A 20,913-nucleotide genomic window follows, 5' to 3' on the forward strand; every position below is an offset into this window, starting at 1 on the left:
TCTTCCGGACGCGCTTGAGGCGCTGTCGATATGCGTGGATCGGAGAGGCAGGGGGGGGGAAGACGCTTGCATTTCCTTGCAGGGCTATGCGGCTGCTGCTTGGGTATCCTCGTCGAACGAATAGTTATCAATGGCTTGAATAACGGCGCCGAGAGTATCGACCGTGCCTCGATGTTCAAGATAATCGCTATAGGCCTTCTCGGCATTTACGAGCAATTGATCATAAAACACGACCCGTGCTTTGTTCGGCACAAGCGACTGAATAACGCGGTCCTTACCTCCTGGATTCCCCCATTCGCGAGGCGGTTTTCCAAGTACGAACACGATTTCGACAGTTTCGTGCGGATTGTTTTGCTGCTCTAATATTCGCATCATTCCGGATAAATATTTCTCCGACTGATCAAGCATTTCCGACCGAGTAACAATTCGCTCAGGGCGTTTGAGCTCGATTATCACGTGTTCACCAGCGGCTTTTCGATATCCGATATCAAGGCGGCCCTTTTTCTCGTCATCTGGCAGGTCAGCTGTCACTTCATCAAACATGGATAACACTCGCTTCTCCATGATCTCAGTGCCTTCTGTCCGCTCCCAAGAGGGATCTAGAAGCCATAGATGATCGAACAAATACTGCTGGATAGCCTTTTCAAGCGCATTATCGTCTACCTTCTCTCGAAGGGTCTGGATAACTTTTATCCGTTGTTGGACAATTTGCCCGTACAAATTTGCCTCTAGGCCATCAAGTTCCTGGAATATGTCGAGCACCGACAAAAGGCTATCGTCAGAGATGTTATCCAAGGCGTCCAAGTTCTCGTGGAGCCGATAAAACTCGAAGCCAAGGACCGCATGCTTGATGAGCTGCTTTTGCTCGTCAAGCCTGTCCATTTCTATTCGATTTAGCTTGCCCAGCCATTTCTGTGCTCTCTTGCGCACTGGCGCTTTTAAGCCATCCATCCAAGCTTTAACGGCCGGGATATCCATAGCCTTTTGAGCACCCGCTTCAGCGCGTAAGTCACCCCATTGATTCTGGATATTCTTTAGTTCTTCGCCAATGAAGGCCTTTAGAAGTTGATATCTCTCATCGTCTTCTACGAGCTTCTGCCTGCTACTAGTGGCGGCATCATCGTCACGGACAGTTCCCTGCCCATCGTAAAGATCTAAGCCTTCGACATTTATCTCGCCAATGAGATAGTTGGCGTAGACTCCGCGCTCAGAGAAATCGCTAAGGATATCCTCTTGGGCCATCTTACCTCGAATGAAGATGGCAATGCGGTTAAGGTTTTCGCCTTCCTCATCGCGGAGTTGACCAGACTCCTTTACTGTTCCTAACCATCCTGAAAAACCAAGGCGTACAAGCTCATCGGGCAACTTTCGCACAGTCTTGTGCTGTACATTTGAGGTTAGTAATTCAGTTTCGGATTGATCGCCATATGTCCAGAGATATTGGACCTTGCTGTAGTAATCGCGGTCCGCGGGGGTGACTTCCTGACCATCAACCAAAACGTGGAAGCCGTGCTTAGGGCCAAGAATTGAGAAGCGTCTTGCTACGCGCTTGCGCAGTGCTTTGGTAGTAGCGGCAGTTTGTTTGTGGCGAAGCTCGGTAAGGGTGATGCGGGTGCCATGCGTAAAGTCGATGGCGTCAGTACTAACCGCTGCTGGACTATAAGTACCGCTTCCTCCAGACGCACCGATTTTCTCTCTGATATCATCAAGGCGCATCTTGAAGGCGCTTTTTTCCCCGTCCTTTGCAGTTTCTACCACCACTGTGCCTGCAATCGAAAACAGCGAAAGTTTGCCTATTCCCTTTCGGCCCATAGGCTTCCGATTTTTGGCAGTAAGCCCCGGTTGAAAATCTCGACGGCGGTGACCTACCCGGAGAAACCGGTCGTTGACCTCTTTCGAGGTCATGCCAGTTCCATCATCGGATATGATGATCCGATCCTCCACACGATTCCAGTCAACAGTGACCGTTTCTGCGTCAGCATCCCAAGCATTAGCCACGATCTCTGAGAGGACCGAAGGCACATTGCTATACAGGTTGATGCCCAAGTGCTCTAGGGCATTTAGGCTGATCGTCAGTTCGAATTGCTCACCCATACGTTGCTCGCCCCCAAATGCGTTTTTATTGAGCGAGCAATAGCACGAGACAGCTTCACAGGAACAGCGTTACCTATAAGTCGCCCTAAGCGAGTGAAATGAATCCGTTCACCAGGGGCGTGAAATGCGTAACTCGGTGGGAACGACTGCAAAATCGCGCCTTCGCGAAGGCTGAGGGCACGGTGTTGGGTGGGGTGTCCGAAGCGCCCATTTCCAAACCCGTAAAACTGCGTTGTGATGGTTGGGGAGGGTTCATCCGATTTCATGCGGCCGTACACGCTTCGGTAACCGTGACCAGATTCGGCAACGTGGCAAGCGGCGCGTAGATCTTTATCCCAGTCGTGCCATGTGCCTCCCGGCTTGGACGCAATAATACGCCGCATATTGAGCGGCGAAAGCGCACTAGCTCGATGGAGCGGATCAGTCGCATCGATTTGGCCCGCATCTAAAGGGGCCAATTCTCCAATTGCGTCAGCCACAGTAAGATAGGCGTCGGCTGTGTGTGAAGGACCCTCGAGTTCAATCGCCCCGTATCGTGATGCGAGAAGGACGAGCCTTTTCCTCCTTTGAGGGACTCCATAGTCAGGTGCGTACACCACATCGTGCCAGACTTTATAGCCATCTTTCTTTAATTTGGACACGAACGACCTGAATATTTCCCCGCCTTTGAAATCTAATAACCGAGGAACATTCTCCATAGAGACGATATCGGGCTTCACTGCTGTAATGAGATTTCCATACTTGCCTACAAGCGTGTAATTCGGATCTTCGTTCTTTTGATTGTAGGTAGAGAACGGCTGACAGGGCGCGCAGCCGACCAAAATGGATGGCTGATTTGCAGGAAACAACTCAGCTAGTTCCTTTGCTTCCATCGAAGCTATATCTTTTCGGATGAATGGGGCCTTATTGTTATGCTCAAATGCATAACGGCACCGCTCATCGACATCGATCCCAGCCGCGACTTTGAAGCCTTCAAGTCGGAAGCCGTGGGCTAGCCCGCCAGCGCCGCAAAATAGATCTACAACCGTCCCAAGGTGAGACGAGCTTGGCGTGAAAGCGGGGAGTGGTGCGGATTCCATGAGGGGCCTTAGCATCGATTCTAAATCGCATTGTATAAAACGATGACGTTTTGGCGAAACCAGCAATTGACCGTTCGCTGCTTTGCCCGACCTCATTCACGTTGAGTGAGGAGGCATTAGGGGCATGCTGCCGACGTCCATAAAATACGGCACTATAAGTTTTACATCTCTGCTAATAAGAATTTGTATTCGTTGACGTTTTTGTTTTCCTGTTTTGCAGGTAACTATTTGTTTTTCTTCAACTCTTCCCCGCCTTCTAAGCGGACGGTTGCAGGTTCGAGTCCTGCAGGGCGCGCCAGATTTGGCCCATGATGGATACCGCAGGCACCTCCCAGAGGCGTGAAGGCTACAGGTGTCTGGCTAAGGTGCGGCTTTTTCGCGGGTGATGTCGACCGAATAGCCGATAGCTCGAAGCGGATTGCCGCGAAGATCGGAAATCACACTGGCCACGGCGCGTATCCATGCGACCTTGCCGTCATCGCGAATGATCCGGAACTCCCGCGCATAGTCCTCTCCCTTGGGCGCAAGTTCGTGCGCGATCTGGCTGATATCCCGCTTTTGGGCGGCATCTTCAGGATGAATTAGGGCGAGGAAGTCCGAGATCCGGTGAGCGGGTTTGGACGGGCTTCGGCCCATGACCTCATACCAAGTCGGGTCGCAGTACAAACTGCCCGAGGCCAGATCCAACTCCCAGATGCCCAATTTGCCTGCGCGTGAGGCAATAGCCAACCGCTTTTGACTGCGGCGCAGCTCTTCGGAAACCCGATATGACTCCGTGACGTCACGCGAGATACACAGGATAGAGGATACCCTGCCGCCCGGCTCACATTTGGGCGTCAACAGGCTGTCCCAAACCTCGATACGGCCCTTCTCGTCGTGGCTGGGTCCGACAAATCGGGCGGTTTCTCCTGACAAAGCCTGTTCAAGCGCCGCTTCTGCCTGGGACCATACATCTCTGGGCAGGAGTTTGATCCATTCCTGACCAAACCCGCCAGCTGGGTCGATGTTCAGAATTCGGCACCCGGCGGCGTTGGCGTATTGAACATGGCCATGGGGGTCGAGCAACTTGATGCAGTCGCTACTGACGTTCAGGAGCATCTGCTGGATTTGATTATGGGTGGTCAGATCGCGGTGAAGAGATTTCGAGTCATGTATGTCGGCCGTGGTGCCCAACCAAAGGGGGGCGTGGTCGTCGCAGTCCAATTTCTGCACCGTCACCAGAGCCCATCGACCATTGGGGAGCCTGCACTCGAAGTTGGTCACGCTATCGATGCCGGCCAGGCGCGAAACGAGTGCGGACGCGTCGGCGCGGTCCCGCTGATCGAAAAGTTGGGAAAAAGTCGAGGCAGGAACGGACAGCAGGCCAGACCAACACGGACTAAGGTGCCTAATCATTCCCTGCTGATTAAAAACAACTGTCGGTGATTTAAGTATCTTGACGAGCTCGCTGAGAAATTCGGGCGAGCAGCGCGTAGGCAATATGTTGTCCAAATCCGTTACCATGACCACAAACAGTTATGTCACTTCGCCTGCTTAAAACTTAGGCTTATTCAATGAATATAGAGGACTTATAGTTGTTTCGATTTTAAAAAATGTTGAAGCAATACGGTCTGGCTGGAACTATTTTTAATTTAGTGAAAGTCGCGTGAGCTGGGCAGTACTCGGACGTTTCTGGGGTGGTGGTGCGAAGGATGTCGCGGAGGCTGGGGATGAGCCACCACATCGGCGCGGGCCAGTTGGATGTCGGTCTGATGGTCTTCTGAGAGGCGCGACAATTCCTCGGACCGGTCGATGATATGGCGGGCGATGATATGCACCACGCCTTCCTTGCTTTTCTCGACTACGCCTTCGACCTGCATCAGGCGCGAGGCCATGACTTCGCGGCGGTACTGCTCGAACATCCGCGCCCACAGCACCACATTCACCACGCCGGTCTCATCTTCCATGGTGACAAAGATGGCATTGCCCTTGCCGGGGCGCTGGCGGATCAGCACTACGCCTGCCACCTGGACCAGGGTGCCGCTGCGTTTGGATTCTGCGCCTCGACAGGTCAGCACCTTGCCGCCGAATGCAGGGCGAAGCAGCGCCATAGGGTGCGCCTTTAGCGACAGGCGCGTGACCTGATAGTCGGCAGCCACATGTTCGCTGAGTGGCATAGAGGGCAGATTGGCATCGGGCTCGGCCCCCAGTTCACGCGCTTGGGCGGCGGCAAACAGGGGCAGGGGATTATCATCCGGCAGACGCCGCACGGCCCATAAGGCCTCGCGCCGATCCATTCCCATAGAGCGGAAGGCATCCGCATCGGCCAGTTTTCGCATCGCCGCAGCGGGCAGTTTGGCGCGGCGGGCCAGACTCTCGATATCGTGCAGCGGGCCTTGCAGGCGGGCAGTACACAGGGCCTCGGCCCATGATTGTTTGAAACCGTCGATCTGACGCAGGCCCAGCCGGACCGAGGGGGCGACACGATGCCCTTCGAGGCTGTTGTCCCAATAGCTATAGGCCACATCGATAGGGCGGATTTCCACGCCGCCGATTTCCTGCGCCTCGCGTACGATCTGGGCGGGGGCGTAAAAGCCCATGGGCTGGCTGTTCAGCAGAGCGCAGGCAAAGGCGGCGGGGTGATGCTTCTTCACCCACGCGGAGACATAGACCAGCTGGGCAAATGACGCGGCGTGGCTTTCGGGAAAGCCATAGGACCCAAAGCCCTTGATCTGGTCAAAACAGCGCTGGGCAAAGTCGCGGTCATAGCCGCGCTCGACCATGCGTTCGACAAAGCGGGTTTCATAGGTGTGCAGCCTCCCGTCGCCGCGAAAAGTCCCCATGGACTTGCGCAGACCATTGGCTTCGGCGTCGGAAAACTGGGCGGCGACCATGGCCAGCTTCATCGCCTGTTCCTGAAACAGGGGCACGCCCAGCGTCTTGCCAAGTACCTGTTTCAACTCGTCCGGCGCGCCGTATTCGGGGGCGGGTGAGGCATAGACAACCGGCTCTTCGCCATTGCGACGGCGCAGATAGGGGTGGACCATGTCGCCCTGAATGGGACCGGGACGCACAATGGCGACCTGAATGACCAAATCATAAAGCCGACGCGGTTTCAGACGCGGCAGCATGTTGATCTGGGCGCGGCTTTCCACCTGAAACACGCCGATGGAATGGCCGCGACACAGCATGTCATAGACGACCGGATCGTCCTGCGGGATGGAATGCAGGTCTTGAACCGCGCCCTGATGGTCGCGCATCAGATCCAGCGCCTTGCGGATGCAGGTCAGCATGCCCAGCGCCAGAATGTCGACCTTCATCAGGCACAGGGCCTCGATGTCGTCCTTGTCCCATTCGATATAGGTGCGGTCGGCCATAGCCGCGTTGCCGATAGGCACGATCTCGTCCAGCCGGTCCTGCGTCAGGATGAAGCCGCCGACGTGCTGGCTCAGATGGCGCGGAAAGTTGAGCAGCCGCGTGGCCATGGCGACGGTGCGCTGGATCATCGGATTATCGGCGGCCAAGCCAGCCTGTTCGACGTGTTTTTCGCCGATTTCCGCACCCCAGCTACCCCAGTGGCTGGACGCCATGCGGGCGGTGATGTCTTCGCTGAGCCCCAGAACCTTGCCCACCTCGCGGATGGCACTGCGGGGACGAAAATGGATGACGGTGGCGGCGATGCCCGCGCGATGGCGGCCATAGCGCTCATAGATGTGCTGGATGACTTCTTCGCGCCGTTCGTGTTCGAAATCGACGTCGATATCGGGCGGCTCGTCGCGGTCATCGGACAGGAAGCGCTCGAACAACAGGTCAGAGACGGCGGGGTCCACCGAGGTGATGCCCAGCACATAACAGACCGCCGAGTTGGCCGCCGAACCGCGCCCTTGGCACAAAATACCCTTTTCGCGCGCCACGCGGACGATGTCATAGATGGTCAGGAAATAGGGGGCGTAGTCCTTTTGCGCGATGAAGCGCAGCTCTTTCACCAGCAAGTCGGCCACCTTGGGCGGCACCCCCAGCGGATAGCGGATGGAAGCATGACGACGCGTCAGGTCTTCCAGCCAGTCCTGAGAGTTCCAGCCCTTGGGTGTCGGTTCGTGCGGGTACTGATAGCTGATTTGCGACAGATCGAAGGTGATGCGCGACAGGAAGTGCTGCGTCTCGGCGATGGCTTCGGGCGCATCGCGAAACAGGCGGGCCATTTCCGTGGGCGGTTTGAGCCAGCGTTCGCTGTTGGCCTCAAGGCGGCGACCGGCATCTTCTATGGTGGTGCCCTCGCGGATGCAGGTCAGCACGTCCTGAAGATCGCGTTCCTCGGGGCTGTGGTACAGCACATCATTGACGGCCAGCAGCGGCGCGCCTGTCCGCTGTGACAGGGCGCGCAGACGGGCCAAACGTCGCCGGTCATCCCCACGACGCAAGACGGTGGCCGCCAGCCAGACAGCGCCGGATGTGGCCGTCTGTAGTCGCTGGATCAGGTTCGCCAGATCACAGCCCCCATCCGGCGGCATGACGATCAGGGACAGGTGCTCGGCCGGCAGCAAGTCATCCAGATAGAGCAGGCACTCGCCCTTTTCGGCGCGGCGGTTGCCCAGTGTCAGCAGGCGGGTCAGCTGCCCCCAGCCCTGACGGTTCTGCGGATAGGCTAGAAGGTCAGGCGTGCCGTCGCTGAACACCAGCCGCGCGCCGGTGATCAGGTGAAAATCTGCGGCGCGGCGTTTGATCTCTTCGGACAGGGCCGGATCGGACAGCGGGTCCTCCACATAGGTGAACTCTCCCGGTCCGCTGCCGTCGCGCAGTTTGTCTGGCGGGGGCAGGCCGTCTTTGCGCAGATCACGCAGGGCGCTCCATGCCCGCACCACGCCCGCGACCGAGTTGCGGTCGGCCAGCCCCATGCCGGTGTGCCCGCGCAACAGGGCTGTCAGCACCAGATCCTTGGGGTGCGAGGCCCCGCGCAGGAAGGAATAGTTGCTGGTGACAGCCAGCTCCGCATAGTCGGGAACGGGGGCCGCGCTCATGGGAACAGGCCGTGGATGTACCAGCGCGGCTCGGGCGTCTGGCCATAAAGACCCTGCCGGAACAGCCAGAAACGGCGGCCATCGGTGTCTTCGACGCGGTAATAGTCGCGGGTACGTTGATCGGGCGCGCGCCACCATTCACCGGCGATGCGTTCCGGTCCTTCGGAGCGGGCCACATGGTGCAGCACGCGCCGCCAACGAAAGCGCAGGGGCGAGCCATCGGGCACCTCGGCCAGGGTTTCGACCGGCTGGGGCGGGCTGAAGATTTGCAGGGGGCGAAGAGGCGGTTCCTCTGCGTGCGGTGCGGGCCAGTCCGAGGTGCGGGCCTGTGCCTTGAAGGCCGGATGCAGGCGCTGGGCGCGTTCGGGAATATAGGAGGCGTGGCTGACGAAGCGCAGCACGGCATCGGCCCCCAGCCGCGCGGTCAGCCGGTCGATCAGTTCTCCAAAGGCCTCGTCCGTCAGTTCATCATCGCCATCCAGCCCCTGCTGGCGGTCGGACAAAGTGTCGGCAGCCGTGACGGAAAGCCGGATTTGGTCAAAGCCGAAACCCGCCTCGATAGGATAGGCCATGGCGGCCATCCGTTCACTGAACAGGCGCAGCACGCTTTTGACGTCGCGGGTCGGGTGTCCGGTCAGGACTTCGACATGGCGTACCACGCCATCCACTCGGAAAAAGCCCGCTTCGAACCCGCGACCCCCTTGCCCTGTCAGGGCCAGACGCACGGCGGTTTCCTCCATCAGGTCCGACAACACCCGCTCTATGTCCTCGGGCGCGGCGATGGGCTCGAAGAAGATGCGGTCGCTGACCAAGGGGGCAGGTGGTCGGTAAGGTGTAATGCGCACATCCTCGTCGCCAAGAATGCGGGCCAGCCGCGCGGGGAAGTCGGTGCCGAAACGGGCGGCGAGGGGACCGCGTGCGCGATCATCCAGATCACCGATGCGCTTTAGTCCCGCACGGCGCAGAGCCTGCTCATCGCGCGCGGAAATCTCCAGCGCCCCGACCGGCAGTTGGCGCACGGCGGCGCGATCCTGCCCAAACTCATAGCGACCTTGGCGACCAAAACGACACAGGGCGCGGGTGGCGTGGGGTGTGCTGGCTATAGCCTGACGCAGTTGTAGCCCCATACGCGCAGCACGCTGGGCGGTGGCCTGCATCAGGCCGTCTTCGCCACCGAAAAGATGGTCACAGCCGGTAATGTCCAACACCAGACCGTGGGGCGCATCCAGTGCGATCATCGGGGTAAAGCGCCCGAAATCGCGCAGAACCTGTTCCAGCAGGGCCTGATCGTGATCGGGCTGATGCACCACGCTTTCCAGCTGGGGCAGGCGCGCTTGGGCGTCGGCCAAGGTCATGCCGGATGACAGGCCCGCGCGGGCAGCCTCGAGATCGACCGCGGCCAGTTTCAGCGCGCCGCCGACCTTTTCGACAAAGACGATGGGGGCTGCTTCAGGCGCTTCGCCGCCACGGGATGACCGTATCCGCAATAGCCGGTCGGACGGGAGCCACGGAAACCAGATCGCCAGATAGCGGCGCCGGTTCGACAAAAGCACGTCGGTCACGGTTCCACTCCAAAATCCAGCGACGGGGGGCACCACCGCCGCGCTGACGCTGCAAGGTGACGGAGAAACAGGGGTGGCCGGGGCTGTTGGCCTCCAGTGCGACAGAGGGGCCAGAGGCGACGGACCAGCGGCTTTCAGAGGCCGTGGCCATCACCTCTGCGGCGGCACGGGCCAGAAAGCAGGTGCCGCCTCCGGTCTTGGCTGCCATCAACAGACGTTTGGTGGCGGTCAGCGTCAGGGCCGGACTTTCGCCCCAGCTGCTGAGCAGAACCGCGCCCACAGCAGGACTGCGCAGCGCCTCTTCGCCAATAGACAGCAGGCTTTTCATATCCCGCGCCCGCACCAGCAAAAGATCATCGGGGTTCAGCCCCATTTCGACCAGACCGGGCGCATAGGGCCGGCCAACCTCATGGCTGACCATGTCCTGTATGGCCCAGACCACAGGCTTGCCCTTGGCCATGGCCATCGACAGGCCCAGACCAAAGCCGTTCATCGCTACGCCATCGGCGGGAGTGGCGGCATAAAGGTCATGGACGGCTTGCGCGGCCAGCGGTACGGGCAAGACCCCGCCGGAGGCGGATTGGGGTTCAGACGACGGATGAACCTCCAACAGCGCAACCTGCTGTTTGAGACGAGACAGTCGTTCTGACAATGTGCTCTTGTTCTCCATTTGTTCTCATTACCACCGGCTCTCAAGGCAGATCAAGAGAACATTGTCAGAGTCGTGTTCGATGATGGTCATAAGGAGATTGCGGCGAAAATAAGCGAAACAATACGCCACCGCATGCATTCCATTGAAGCGAGGGGACGCCACTACAACCCGCAATCCCTCAAACTATTTAAGCCCTTATTTCCAAGCTTGGTCAGTCTTTGAGCAAGCGCATTCTCCCAAGGCAATGACCTTTGAAATGGCGATAAACCGAGCGCTGCCGGACCTGCGTCCGGTACCCGACCTAAAGGATCTATCCTCACCGATAGCCCTGTTTCTGGACCTTGACGGCGTGTTGGCCCCCATCATGCCTCGTCCTGAAATGGTAGTGCCTGAACCCGCCCGTACACATCGGCTGACAGCCCTACAGACGGCCTTGTCGGGTCGCTTGGCAATCCTGAGCGGCCGCACACTCAGTGACATCGATCGCATCTGTGAAGGTGCCGTGACCGCCGTTGCGGGCGTGCACGGTCTGGAGCTTCGCCACACAGACGGGAGCGTACGACGAGATAACCCGACACATGTTCAGGATGTGTTCGAGGAAGCGTTTGCACTGGCTGCCCGTCACCGTCGTCTGATGGTGGAAAACAAAGCCTTGGCCATCGCCATCCACTATCGGCATGCCCCCGAACTTCAGGAAGAGGTCCGCAGATTTGCAGCGGACCAGGCCCGCTTGCACGGCCTGTCTGTTCAGTCCGGACATTTCGTTGAGGAAATCCGCCCCAAAGGACGCACCAAGGGTGATGCCCTCAGCGACTTTATGAGCTTGCCGCCCTTTGCAGGGGCCGTGCCCGTTGTACTGGGCGATGACCTGACAGACGAGCATGCATTTGCAGCCGCCGAGGATTGGGGTGGAGTGTCCATTCGCGTAACCCCCGATGGCCCCACACAGGCACGTTATTATCTGTCAGGCCCCGATGCCGTCAGCGACTGGCTGGACGACTTCCTGAATGCCGTGGAGACACAGGTATGAGCCGCCTGATCGTCGTATCCAATCGGGTGTCTGCCCCCAAAGATCCCGCTGCCGGATCGGCGGGAGGCTTGGCCATGGCCTTGTCGGCGGCACTGAAACGCTATGATGGTTTGTGGTTCGGTTGGTCGGGCGAGACGGTTGAGACCTTTAATGGACAGATGAAGGTCGAAGACCGTGCGGGTGTCACAGTCGCGACCATTCCCTTGGAAGCGCAGGACGTCGACGAATATTACAACGGCTATGCCAACCGAACCTTATGGCCGCTGTTTCATCACAGGATCGACTTAACAGCCTACGAAAGATCTTACAGTTCCGGATATGAACGCACCAATCGACGCTTTGCCGAGGTCTTGCATCCGCTCATTGCTCGCGATGACCTGATCTGGGTCCATGACTATCACCTGATACCGCTGGCATCTTACCTGCGAGAGCGGGGCGTTAAGAACAGGATCGGCTTTTTCCTGCATACGCCGTGGCCCGCGCGCCAACTGCTGGTGACCCTGCCGCACCATAAGGCGATGGTGGAGGCGATGCTGGCTTACGATCTGGTCGGCTTTCACACAGAAGAATGGCGGCAGTTGTTCTGTGACTATGTGACGAACGAAGCCGGAGGGCGGGTCGAGGCAGATGGTACGGTGCACGCTTTTGGCCGCACGACACGGACAGGCGTCTTTCCGATTGGCATCGACGTTCAGGCCTTTGTCTCGGCGCGCGACTCCGAGCTGGGGCGACGCACCTTCAATCGTATGCAGGCATCGGCGGGCGAACGGGCCATGATCGTCGGAATTGACAGGCTGGACTATTCCAAGGGCCTGGAAGAGCGATTGGCAGGTCTACAACAGCTGTTGGCGGACCATGCTGACTGGCACCGCAAGCTATTCCTGCTTCAGATTACGCCTCTGTCGCGCGATACCGTCGACAGCTATCAGGACATTCGCGGGCGTCTGGATTCACTTGCGGGCCACATCAACGGGGCGTTTGCGGATATGGACTGGCAACCCATCCGCTATCTCAATCGATCATATCGACGCGACCAGCTGGCTGGCATCTGCCGTGCCGCAAAGGTTGGCCTGGTGACGCCATTGCGGGACGGCATGAATCTGGTCGCAAAGGAATATGTGGCAGCCCAGGATGAAGACGATCCCGGCGTCCTTATTCTGTCGCGCTTTGCCGGTGCTGCCGAGCAAATGCGCGATGCCATTCTGGTAAATCCCTTTGCCCGTGAAGAAGTGGCCGATGCCATTCTGAAAGCACTGACCATGCCACTGGAAGAGAGGCAGCACCGTTGGCGAAGTCTGATGAAAGTGGTTCAGGACACCGATGTCAGCCTCTGGCGAGACCGCTATGTCAGGGCTTTGCAAAGACCTATTGAAGAGATGGCGGCGGCCCCGAAACGCCGCCGCCACACGACAGCTTAGAAACGCAGGCGAACGCCACCAAAGGCACCGCGACCGGCCGTGCCGAAGCCACGAACCGTCTCATAATCGGTATCGAATAGGTTCTCGATGCGGCCATACAGTTCCACGCCCTGACGGACCGGATAGCTGACGCGCAGATCGACCAGAGTGTAGTCATCTAACGCCACGGCATTGCTTTCGCTGTCGAAGGCCTTGCCCGCATAGCGAACGGATACGCCCGCGTTCAGACCTTGGGCAAAGCGGTAGTCGGCGCTGAGGTTGGCCATATGCTCGGGGCGGCGGGCGAGGCGTTTGCCGTCGTTAACGCCAGAGGCGTTGCGCGCGTCGGTCCAGCTGTAGTTGCCACTGAAGGTCAGGGCGCTGATCGGCGACCAGTGACCAAAGACCTCGACGCCTTGGGCTTCGGTCTTCTGGATATTGTCGTAATAGCCCCAGCGCTGATTACCATTCACCAGACACAGAGGATCAGTGGCACCGGCCGAGCAGCCCCTGTAGCGGATTTCATTATCGGCCTCACGGGCGAAATAGGTCACCCCCAAAGCGGCCTTGTTACCAAAGCGGTGCTCGATGCCAGCTTCCCATGCGTCAAAAGTTTCCGGCTGAAGCGCGAGATTACCGTAGTCGCTGTAAAGTTCGTACAGGCCCGGCGCGCGGACGCCTTGTCCCCAACCGGCGCGCAGGGTGGTGGCACCATCATTGATGACCCATGCCGCGGCTAGCTGGCCAGTGGTGTGATCGCCATATTGGGCGTGGTCGTCGTAGCGCACACCCGCCGTCAGGGTTAGACCGGGGAGGGTGGTCCACTGGACCTGACCATAGACGCTATCCTGATCCGCGCGGCCCAGATTATAGGCCGGATTGGGCGCAAAGTCGGACGGCGAACGGCTGCGCATCTGTGCGCGCTCGCTTTCGAAACCGAAGGTGGCGTTTAGATCATCGGTGAAGGCAAAGCTGCCCTGATATTCGAAACGCTTATTCTTGCCGACAGAGTCGAAGGTGTTGGTCTGGATGGCGTTGTCGGGATTGTAGAACTGACGCTCGGTCTCGGTGTAGCTATAGGCCAAGCGATTCAGGAAACGGCCTTCCAGTAGGCTGATGTTCAGGCCGCCATAGGCCACCAACTCTTCGGTTTCCGCATATTCGCGGCTGTCGCCGTTCCAACCGTCATAGTCGCCGGTGCTGTCATTCCAGCTAGAGCGCAGGTCCAGTGAAATCGCGTCGGTGATCTTCAGGTCCACGCGACCGGAGACGGTGTTGTTGGTGAAGCCGTCTTTTTCCGTGCCGATCGACTGGGCAGAAACGCCATCAGTGTCATAGCGGCTGGCCGCCAGACGCCAGTTTAGGCGGTCTGAAGCACCGCCCACACCCGCGCGAAACTGGGTGGTGCCGCGCGCACCGGCTTCGGCCAGCAAATTGCCTTCAAATGGCGTGCTCGGAGCGGCAGTGATGATGTTGACCACGCCGCCGATGGCCTGACTGCCCCAAAGGGTCGACTGGGCCCCGCGCAGCACCTCGATACGGGCTGTGTCGCCCACCGTCAGATTGCCGAAGTTAAATCCGCCCTGCGTGGTCGAGGGATCGTTCAGCTTGACCCCGTCCACCAGAATGACGGTGTGGTGGCCTTCGGCACCGCGGATATAGACGCTGCCGACGCCACCGATGCCGCCGTTGCGGCTGTAGGCCACGCCGGGGGTCTGGGTCAGAAGTTCGGCGATGGCAGGCGTCTGGGCCCGCTCGATGGCGGCCTGATCCAGCACGGTGATGGAGGCGGCGACCCGGTTCAGGTCCTGAACGGTGCGGTTGGCGGTGACGACCACATCGGCCACGGCGGTGGCTGCGTGGGTGCCGGCCACATCGGGGCGCGGTGCCAGTTGGTCGAGATCATCGGCGTGGGCCGAGGTACCGGCCAGAACGGCGGCGGCAGCAAGATAGGCGGCGGTAAACTTATTCAATGGGACACCCCGTGATTGAACGCGCCACAGCCGCATCCAATCAGACGACGTCTGTTTGAAAGCGACCGCCACGCGGCTGTTTCAGACATGTCGTCACGCGAGTTTCCTCGACCACTCGGCACATCCCGACCGCGTGGAGAACGACGTCAACAGGCAGGTCTCCTGGCTTACGGGTCGTTGTTCATTGCATCTCGCCTTCCCGGAGGCTGTGACCAGCCGCCCAGTGGCATTTGAGATGCGAACTCGCCGCTTACAGTTGCGGGAACAGCCGGGGCATCAAACCCCGTTCCCTTTTGATCCCCGAAGGGAACCTGTTGCACCTTGCGCAGTAGGCCGTGGATGTGTCGGCGTCAATCATCCGGCGCACTGTTCAAGGGCGTATTGTGAAACTGTCCTTATCCTTGCAGGGGTAAGGGCAGACTTTGTCGATCGGTATTATCCGCGAACCAAAAGGGGGAGGGCATCGGACCCGTTGTCGTCGAGCCGATGCCCTCGATAGTCGTGTTTCAGAGGTCGTCGGCCTCGACCTTTCTGGTCTTTACGACCTTTGAGGCAAAGGTCGGAAGCACTAGCAGGGTCAATGCTGTGGCGGTCAAAAGCCCGCCGATCACTACAGTGGCCAAGGGTTTCTGCACCTCGGCCCCCACACCGCTGGCCAGCGCCATGGGAATGAAGCCGACGATGGCGACGGTGGCAGTGGTCAGCACTGCTCGAAGGCGGGCGTAGGCCCCGCCCAGTGCCGCGTCATGGGGGTTGTGACCCGCATCTAGCCGCTCACGGATGGACTGCATCAATACCAATCCATTCAGTGTCGCCACGCCGGACACGGCTATGAAGCCGACCGCTGCGGACACCGAGAATGGCATGCCGCGTAACCACAGGGCCAAGACTCCGCCGATGAGGGCCAATGGCACACAGGCGAACACCAGACCTGCCTCGGCAAATGATCCCAGTGCCATGAACAACAGAATGCCGATCAGCATAAAGACGACTGGGATCACAAGACCCAAACGTTGTTCAGCGCGTTTCAGGTTCTCGAACTGGCCGCCCCAGGTCAGCGAATAGCCGGACGGCAGTTTGACCTGTTGATCCACCTTGGACTGGGCCTCGGAGACAAAGCCGCCCAGATCGCGACCGCGCACATTGGCCTGCACCACCATGCGGCGGCTGCCGTTGTTTCGGCTGATCTGGTTCTGGCCCTCGGTCACCTGAATACGGGCCACCGACGACAGAGGCACGGTCACGCCCTCCGCTGTGGTGACAGGCAAGGCCGACAGGGCGATGGCGTTGTTACGGTCGGTATCGTTCAGGCGAACCACCACGTCGAAACGGCGGTCGCCTTCAAAGATCTGGCCGGACTCGGCTCCGCCGATGGCAGCAGACACTGTCTCCGTTACGTCCGCAGCGCTAAGGCCATAGTTGGCGGCGGCAAAGCGATCGACGGTGACCGTTAGAGTCGGCAGACCGGAAGCTTGCTCCACGCGGACGTCGGCAGAACCGGGGGTGTCGCGCAGGGCATTGGCCACCTGATCAGCCGCGGCCTGTAGCTGATCGAAGTCATCGCCAAAGACCATGACGGCCAGATCGGTACGCACACCCGAGATCAGCTCGTTGAAGCGCAGCTCAATCGGCTGGCTGAACTCGAACGCGTTACCCAGCTGCTTGGACGACACCTCTTCGAAGCGCGCGATCAGGTCTTCCTTGGGCAGGCGCGGATCGGGCCATTCCTTACGGTCCTTCAGCACGATGACGGCATCCGAAATGTTCGGCGGCATCGGGTCCACAGCGGCCTCGGCAGTACCGGTCCGCGAGAAGACGGTCTTCACCTCGGGCTGGGCTTTCAGCGTGCGTTCCAGCGCCATTTGCATCGCCAGCGATTGTTCCAGAGATGCCGACGGCACCCGCAGGGCCTGCATTGCGACATCGCCTTCGTCCAGCGTCGGGATGAACTCACGTCCCAAGGTGGTGAAGCTGATGGCTCCAACAACCAGGGCCGCGATGGCCGACAGGATCACGATCTTCGGACGATCGACCGCAGCCAGAATGGCCGGCTCGATCAAACGGCGTGCGTGACGCAGCAGGAAGGTCTCGTGTTCCTTGGCCTGACCGTTTTCGTCCATATCCACGGTGCTGGGATCGCGAACGATCAGGGCCGTCATGGCCGGCACAAAGGTGAAGGAGAAGATGAAGGCACCGATCAGGGCCAGCATCACCGTTGCACCCATCGGAATGAAGGTCTTGCCCTCAACGCCTTCCAGCAGCAGCAGCGGCGTGAACACCAGCAGGATGATCAGCTGACCAAAGGCGGCCGGTTTTACCATCTGGCGCGCCGCCGCAGCGGCCGCTCCCAGACGTTCGCCCCGCGTCAGGGCGCGGCCCAGTTCGCCGCGTCGCTGGCTGAGCATCAGCAGGGTGTTCTCGACCACCACGACCGCGCCGTCGACCAGCAGGCCGAAGTCCAGCGCGCCAAGGCTCATCAGGTTACCGCTGATACCGAACCGGTTCATGCCGATAACAGCGAACAGGAAGCTGATCGGGATCATCAGCGCCGTGATGGTGGCGGCGCGGATGTTCCCCAACAGCAGGAACAGCACCACGATCACCAGCAAGGCACCTTCGGTCAGGTTCTTGGCGACCGTCTTAATCGTTTTGTTGACGAGGGCGCTGCGGTTCAGCACCGGCTCGGCCACGACGTCCGGCGGCAGGCTGGCGCTGATGTCTTCCAGACGCTGGGCAGCCGATTGGGCCACGGTACGGCTGTTCTCACCGGCCAGCATCAGGGCCGTGCCAATGACGGCTTCGTGGCCATCGCGGCTGGCGCCGCCCAGACGCGGCGCACGACCGATCTCGACCGTGGCCACGTCGGCTACGCGCACCACCAGACCGTTGCGGTTGGTGACCGGAGCCTGCGCCAGATCGGTGATGGAAGTGGCCAGTGCGTCGGTACGGACCGTCAGGGCCTCGCCTGCGCGCTGCACATAGCCTGCACCTGCTTGGGTATTGGCGCGATCCAGTGCCTGACTAAGGTCAGTCAACGTCAGGCCATAGCTGGCCAGCCGGACAGCATCCGGACGGACGGCATATTCTTTGACATAGCCGCCGTTCACGTCCACGCCCGCTAGTCCTGGAGACGTGCGCATGCGCGGGGCGATAATCCAGTCCTGAACCGTCCGCAGATAGGTGGCGCGGGCCTCGGGCGTATCCAGACGCTCGTTCTCCGGCGTCAGATAGCTGCCGTCAGGTTGCCAGCCGGGCTCACCCGCCTTGGCGGTCTTGGCGTCGAACGGTTCGAAATCCACCGTCCACATCAAGACTTCGCCCAGACCCGTGGTGATGGCCGCTAGATTGGGCTCGACCCCTTCAGGCAGTTTGTCCTTGGCCTGCGCCATCCGTTCGGCCACCTGCTGGCGAGCGAAATAGATGTCTGTGCGGTCCGAGAAGATGACCGTCACCTGGCTGAAGCCGTTACGGCTGAGGGAGCGCGTGCTGTCGATCCCCGGAATACCCGCCATGGCGGTTTCCAGCGGATAGGTGACCTGCCGCTCCATTTGCTCGGGCGCTAGGGCAGGGGCCACGGTGTTGATCTGGACCTGACGGTTGGTGATGTCAGGCACGGCGTCGATCGGCAGCTTGGTCAGCTGGAAAAGACCCCACGCTGCCACCAGTGCGGTGGCCAGCACGACGAACCAGCGAACGCGAACCGACGTGTCGATGACATGTTCAAGCATGACTGGCGCTCCCTAGTGGCCGTGCTCGGCCTCGCCCTTGGCCAGTTCGGCCTTGAGCAGGAAGGCATTGGTCGACGCGACGCGTTCATTGCCGGTCAGGCCGCGCAGGATTTCGGTCTGGCCGCTGGCCTCACGGCCCACCATGACCGGCACGGCCTTAAACCCCTGTGCTGTCTGAACGAAGACCACAGAGTTGCCGTCCACGGTCTGGATGGCCTCGCTGGGGACAGTCATATTGCCGGATGCCGTGGCAGAGGTGATGACACTGCCGGTCACCGCCGAACCCGCAGGCGGCAGGTTGCCGGAGGTCGCGCGGGCGCGGATCTGGGTTGCGCCGCTGGCCATGTCGGCACCGGCGGCCACACCTGTGACCACGGCGTCAAACTCGCCCTGAGGGCCAGCGACCTTGACTGCCGATCCGATGGATACACTGGTCGCAAGATTCGACGGCGCGCTGAACACGACTTCTACGCGGGCCGGATTGATCACCTCGGCGACCAACATACCTTGAGAGGCAAAGCCGCCGGGGCCCACCTGCATGCAGGTGACCACGCCCGAAATCGGGCTGGTGATGTTGAAACGGCCCGACGCATTGGGGGCCCCTGCCGCAGAGGCACGGGCGCTGGCTGCTCGGGCCGCGGCTTGTGCGCTCAGAGCCTCAGCATGGGCAATCTCGGCCTCTCGACGCGCGACCACCCCCATGTCGGCCAAGTTTTCATCGCGTGCGTGTGCCTGTTCGGCGGCAAAGGCGGCGGCCCGCGCGGCGGCCACCTCGGCGCTGAGCGAAACGGCGTCACCACTGACCATAGTGACCAGCGGTTGGCCGACGCGCACCGATTGACCGGGTGCGATAAGCACCCGCTCGACACGGCCAGCCACAGCCGCCGCTACAGATGCCTTGGCGTCGATCATGGGCTCGACACGGCCTGCAAGGCGCGTTTCCGCCCCGCCGCCGCTGCCGACCGAAACCACGGTGATACCCGCGGCCTGAATTTCCTCGACCGTCAAGGCGATGACGCCTTCTTCGCCCTCAGTGCCTTCGTCAGAGTGTGACTCGGCAGCAGCCTGTTCGGCTGCAGGAGCCGTCGGCTTCTTGCCTGACACCATCACCCAGGTACCAACACCCAGGATGGCCAAGGCCGCGATGCTGCCCATGAGGATGCGTTTGCGCTTGGTATCCAACGTCACAGGGTTCCTTGGAATGGGGCGCGTCCTTCCAGACGGGCCAGTTCGATTTCAGCCCGAACGCGGGCCAGTCGGGCATCGACGGCGGCATTGCTGGCGGTGATCAGGGCAGAGCGCGACACGCGCAGCTCCAGTTGGGAAATGCGCCCGGCCTCGGCCCCAAGACGCGACAGGCGATAGGCCTCCTGTGCCGAGGCGACACCGGCATCAGCGGCGGATACGCGGCTGGTGGACGCCGTTAGACGAGCCACAGCCGCGGCGCGGCTGGCCTGTGCATCTTGGCGGGCCTGCATCACGCGGGCTTCGGCAGCTCGAAACTCGGCTTGAGCCGCATCGATGTTGCCCTTGTTCCGGTCAAACAGGGGTAGGGGCATGCTCAGCCCCACAGTCACCGCTGTCTGGTGCTCGCTAAAGCGGGTTACGCCGACACTGGCGCTCACATCTGGCGTGGCGCGAATACGCTCGATCGCGATGCGACGCTCGGCAGCGCTCATTTCCGCTTCGGCCAGTTCGACCGCGGGCGCATTGCTTTCGGCGCCTGGGGCTGTGGCCTGTGTGTCAAGCAAGCTGCCCGTCACCGTCGTCACCGGCTGATCCAGCATGACCAGCGTGGTCAGGCGAGCAAACGAGGCCTCCATCTCGGCCTTGGCTTCATCAAGCGCCGCGCGGGCCGATGCCGCCTCGCTGTCGGCTTGAATGCCGCGCAGCAGAGGCTCGCGACCTTGCTCTACCAGAGCTAAAGCCGCCCGTGCATCGGCCAGCGACAGCGCCAGCCGCTCTTCGGCGAGTTTGGCACGGCGCTCGGCCGCTTCGGCCTCGGCATAGGCCAAGGCCAGACGCCCGGCAGCATCGACAACGGCCAGACGGCGGCTACGATTGGCGACCTCGGCATCGCCGCGCGCAGTGTTGATGCGGGCAGGGCGGCGGCCCCAAAGCTCAAGGTCCTGACTCAGCGACAGCGAAAGGTCCGTTCTGTCGAAATTGCTGAAGGGCCCGGTGCCTGCAAAATTTTCGGCCTGAATCGTCATGGACGGGTTAGGGCGTACACGGGCCTGCCGCAGGCGGGCTTCTGCTGCCTCGACAGTGGCGTTGGCTTCCTGCGAGGCCGGAGTGGTGTCCAGACGAGCAATCAGCTCGGCATAGGACGGCGAAGGTTCGGCCCACGCGGTGCTGGCTGACATCACAGTCAAAGCCGCTGACGTGACCCCCTGAAACT

General features: G+C 60.4%; 12 protein-coding genes and 1 riboswitch. Of the genes, 2 read left to right on the forward strand and 10 right to left on the reverse strand.

Annotated features, from left to right (window positions below; translation table 11 throughout):
• Positions 1-84: 84 nt before the first annotated feature.
• From B3B04_RS10465 to B3B04_RS10490, 6 genes are all read right to left on the reverse strand, one after another.
• Positions 85-2,094 (reverse strand): BbrUII/HgiDII family restriction enzyme, encoded by a 2,010-nt coding sequence (locus B3B04_RS10465; RefSeq protein ID WP_292042624.1) that lies wholly within the window; start codon positions 2,092-2,094, stop codon positions 85-87.
• Positions 2,073-3,173 carry a DNA cytosine methyltransferase gene (locus B3B04_RS10470; RefSeq protein ID WP_292042625.1) on the reverse strand — a complete coding sequence of 367 codons (1,101 nt, stop codon included), beginning with the start codon at positions 3,171-3,173 and terminating at the stop codon, positions 2,073-2,075. Before B3B04_RS10470 ends, B3B04_RS10465 begins: the two co-directional genes overlap by 22 nt.
• Before the next feature lie 360 nt (positions 3,174-3,533).
• Complete coding sequence (locus B3B04_RS10475) at positions 3,534-4,676, reverse strand: PAS domain-containing protein (protein WP_292042626.1); 1,143 nt, start codon at positions 4,674-4,676, stop codon at positions 3,534-3,536.
• Positions 4,677-4,804: 128 nt separating this feature from the next.
• Complete coding sequence (locus B3B04_RS10480) at positions 4,805-8,170, reverse strand: error-prone DNA polymerase (RefSeq protein ID WP_292042628.1); 3,366 nt, start codon at positions 8,168-8,170, stop codon at positions 4,805-4,807.
• The gene (locus tag B3B04_RS10485) at positions 8,167-9,732 is read right to left on the reverse strand and encodes a Y-family DNA polymerase (protein WP_292042629.1); all 1,566 of its coding nucleotides are present in this window, start codon (positions 9,730-9,732) and stop codon (positions 8,167-8,169) included. Before B3B04_RS10485 ends, B3B04_RS10480 begins: the two co-directional genes overlap by 4 nt.
• Entirely contained in the window at positions 9,620-10,402 is a 783-nt protein-coding gene (locus B3B04_RS10490) for an ImuA family protein (RefSeq protein ID WP_292042631.1), read from the reverse strand. Before B3B04_RS10490 ends, B3B04_RS10485 begins: the two co-directional genes overlap by 113 nt.
• A gap of 238 nt (positions 10,403-10,640) precedes the next feature.
• Between B3B04_RS10490 and otsB the strand changes: the two genes are divergently transcribed.
• Both otsB and B3B04_RS10500 read left to right on the forward strand, forming a co-directional pair.
• Complete coding sequence (gene otsB / locus B3B04_RS10495; protein ID WP_292042632.1) at positions 10,641-11,414, forward strand: trehalose-phosphatase; 774 nt, start codon at positions 10,641-10,643, stop codon at positions 11,412-11,414.
• Positions 11,411-12,832, forward strand: a complete 1,422-nt coding sequence (locus B3B04_RS10500) for an alpha,alpha-trehalose-phosphate synthase (UDP-forming) (protein ID WP_292042634.1) — start codon at positions 11,411-11,413, stop codon at positions 12,830-12,832. The genes otsB and B3B04_RS10500 overlap by 4 nt, the downstream gene beginning before the upstream one ends.
• On the opposite strand, the gene B3B04_RS10505 is transcribed toward B3B04_RS10500, so the two are convergent.
• The 4 genes from B3B04_RS10505 to B3B04_RS10520 form a co-directional block, all read right to left on the reverse strand.
• Positions 12,829-14,784, reverse strand: coding sequence for a TonB-dependent receptor plug domain-containing protein (locus tag B3B04_RS10505; protein ID WP_292042635.1), 1,956 nt, complete (start codon positions 14,782-14,784; stop codon positions 12,829-12,831). The two genes, B3B04_RS10500 and B3B04_RS10505, sit on opposite strands and share 4 nt — an antisense overlap.
• Positions 14,785-14,919: 135 nt before the next feature.
• Positions 14,920-15,114: riboswitch (cobalamin riboswitch) on the reverse strand.
• A 176-nt stretch (positions 15,115-15,290) separates the two neighbouring features.
• Positions 15,291-18,512, reverse strand: coding sequence for an efflux RND transporter permease subunit (locus B3B04_RS10510; protein WP_292042637.1), 3,222 nt, complete (start codon positions 18,510-18,512; stop codon positions 15,291-15,293).
• Positions 18,513-18,524: 12 nt separating this feature from the next.
• Positions 18,525-19,700, reverse strand: a complete 1,176-nt coding sequence (locus B3B04_RS10515) for an efflux RND transporter periplasmic adaptor subunit (RefSeq protein ID WP_313442798.1) — start codon at positions 19,698-19,700, stop codon at positions 18,525-18,527.
• Positions 19,697-20,913, reverse strand: a 1,217-nt coding sequence (locus tag B3B04_RS10520) for a TolC family protein (RefSeq protein ID WP_414632072.1), incomplete at its 5' end; no start/stop codon positions are given. The genes B3B04_RS10515 and B3B04_RS10520, both read right to left, overlap by 4 nt.

The sequence above is a fragment of the Brevundimonas sp. UBA5713 genome (assembly GCF_002419815.1).
Classification (GTDB): Bacteria; Pseudomonadota; Alphaproteobacteria; order Caulobacterales; family Caulobacteraceae; genus Brevundimonas.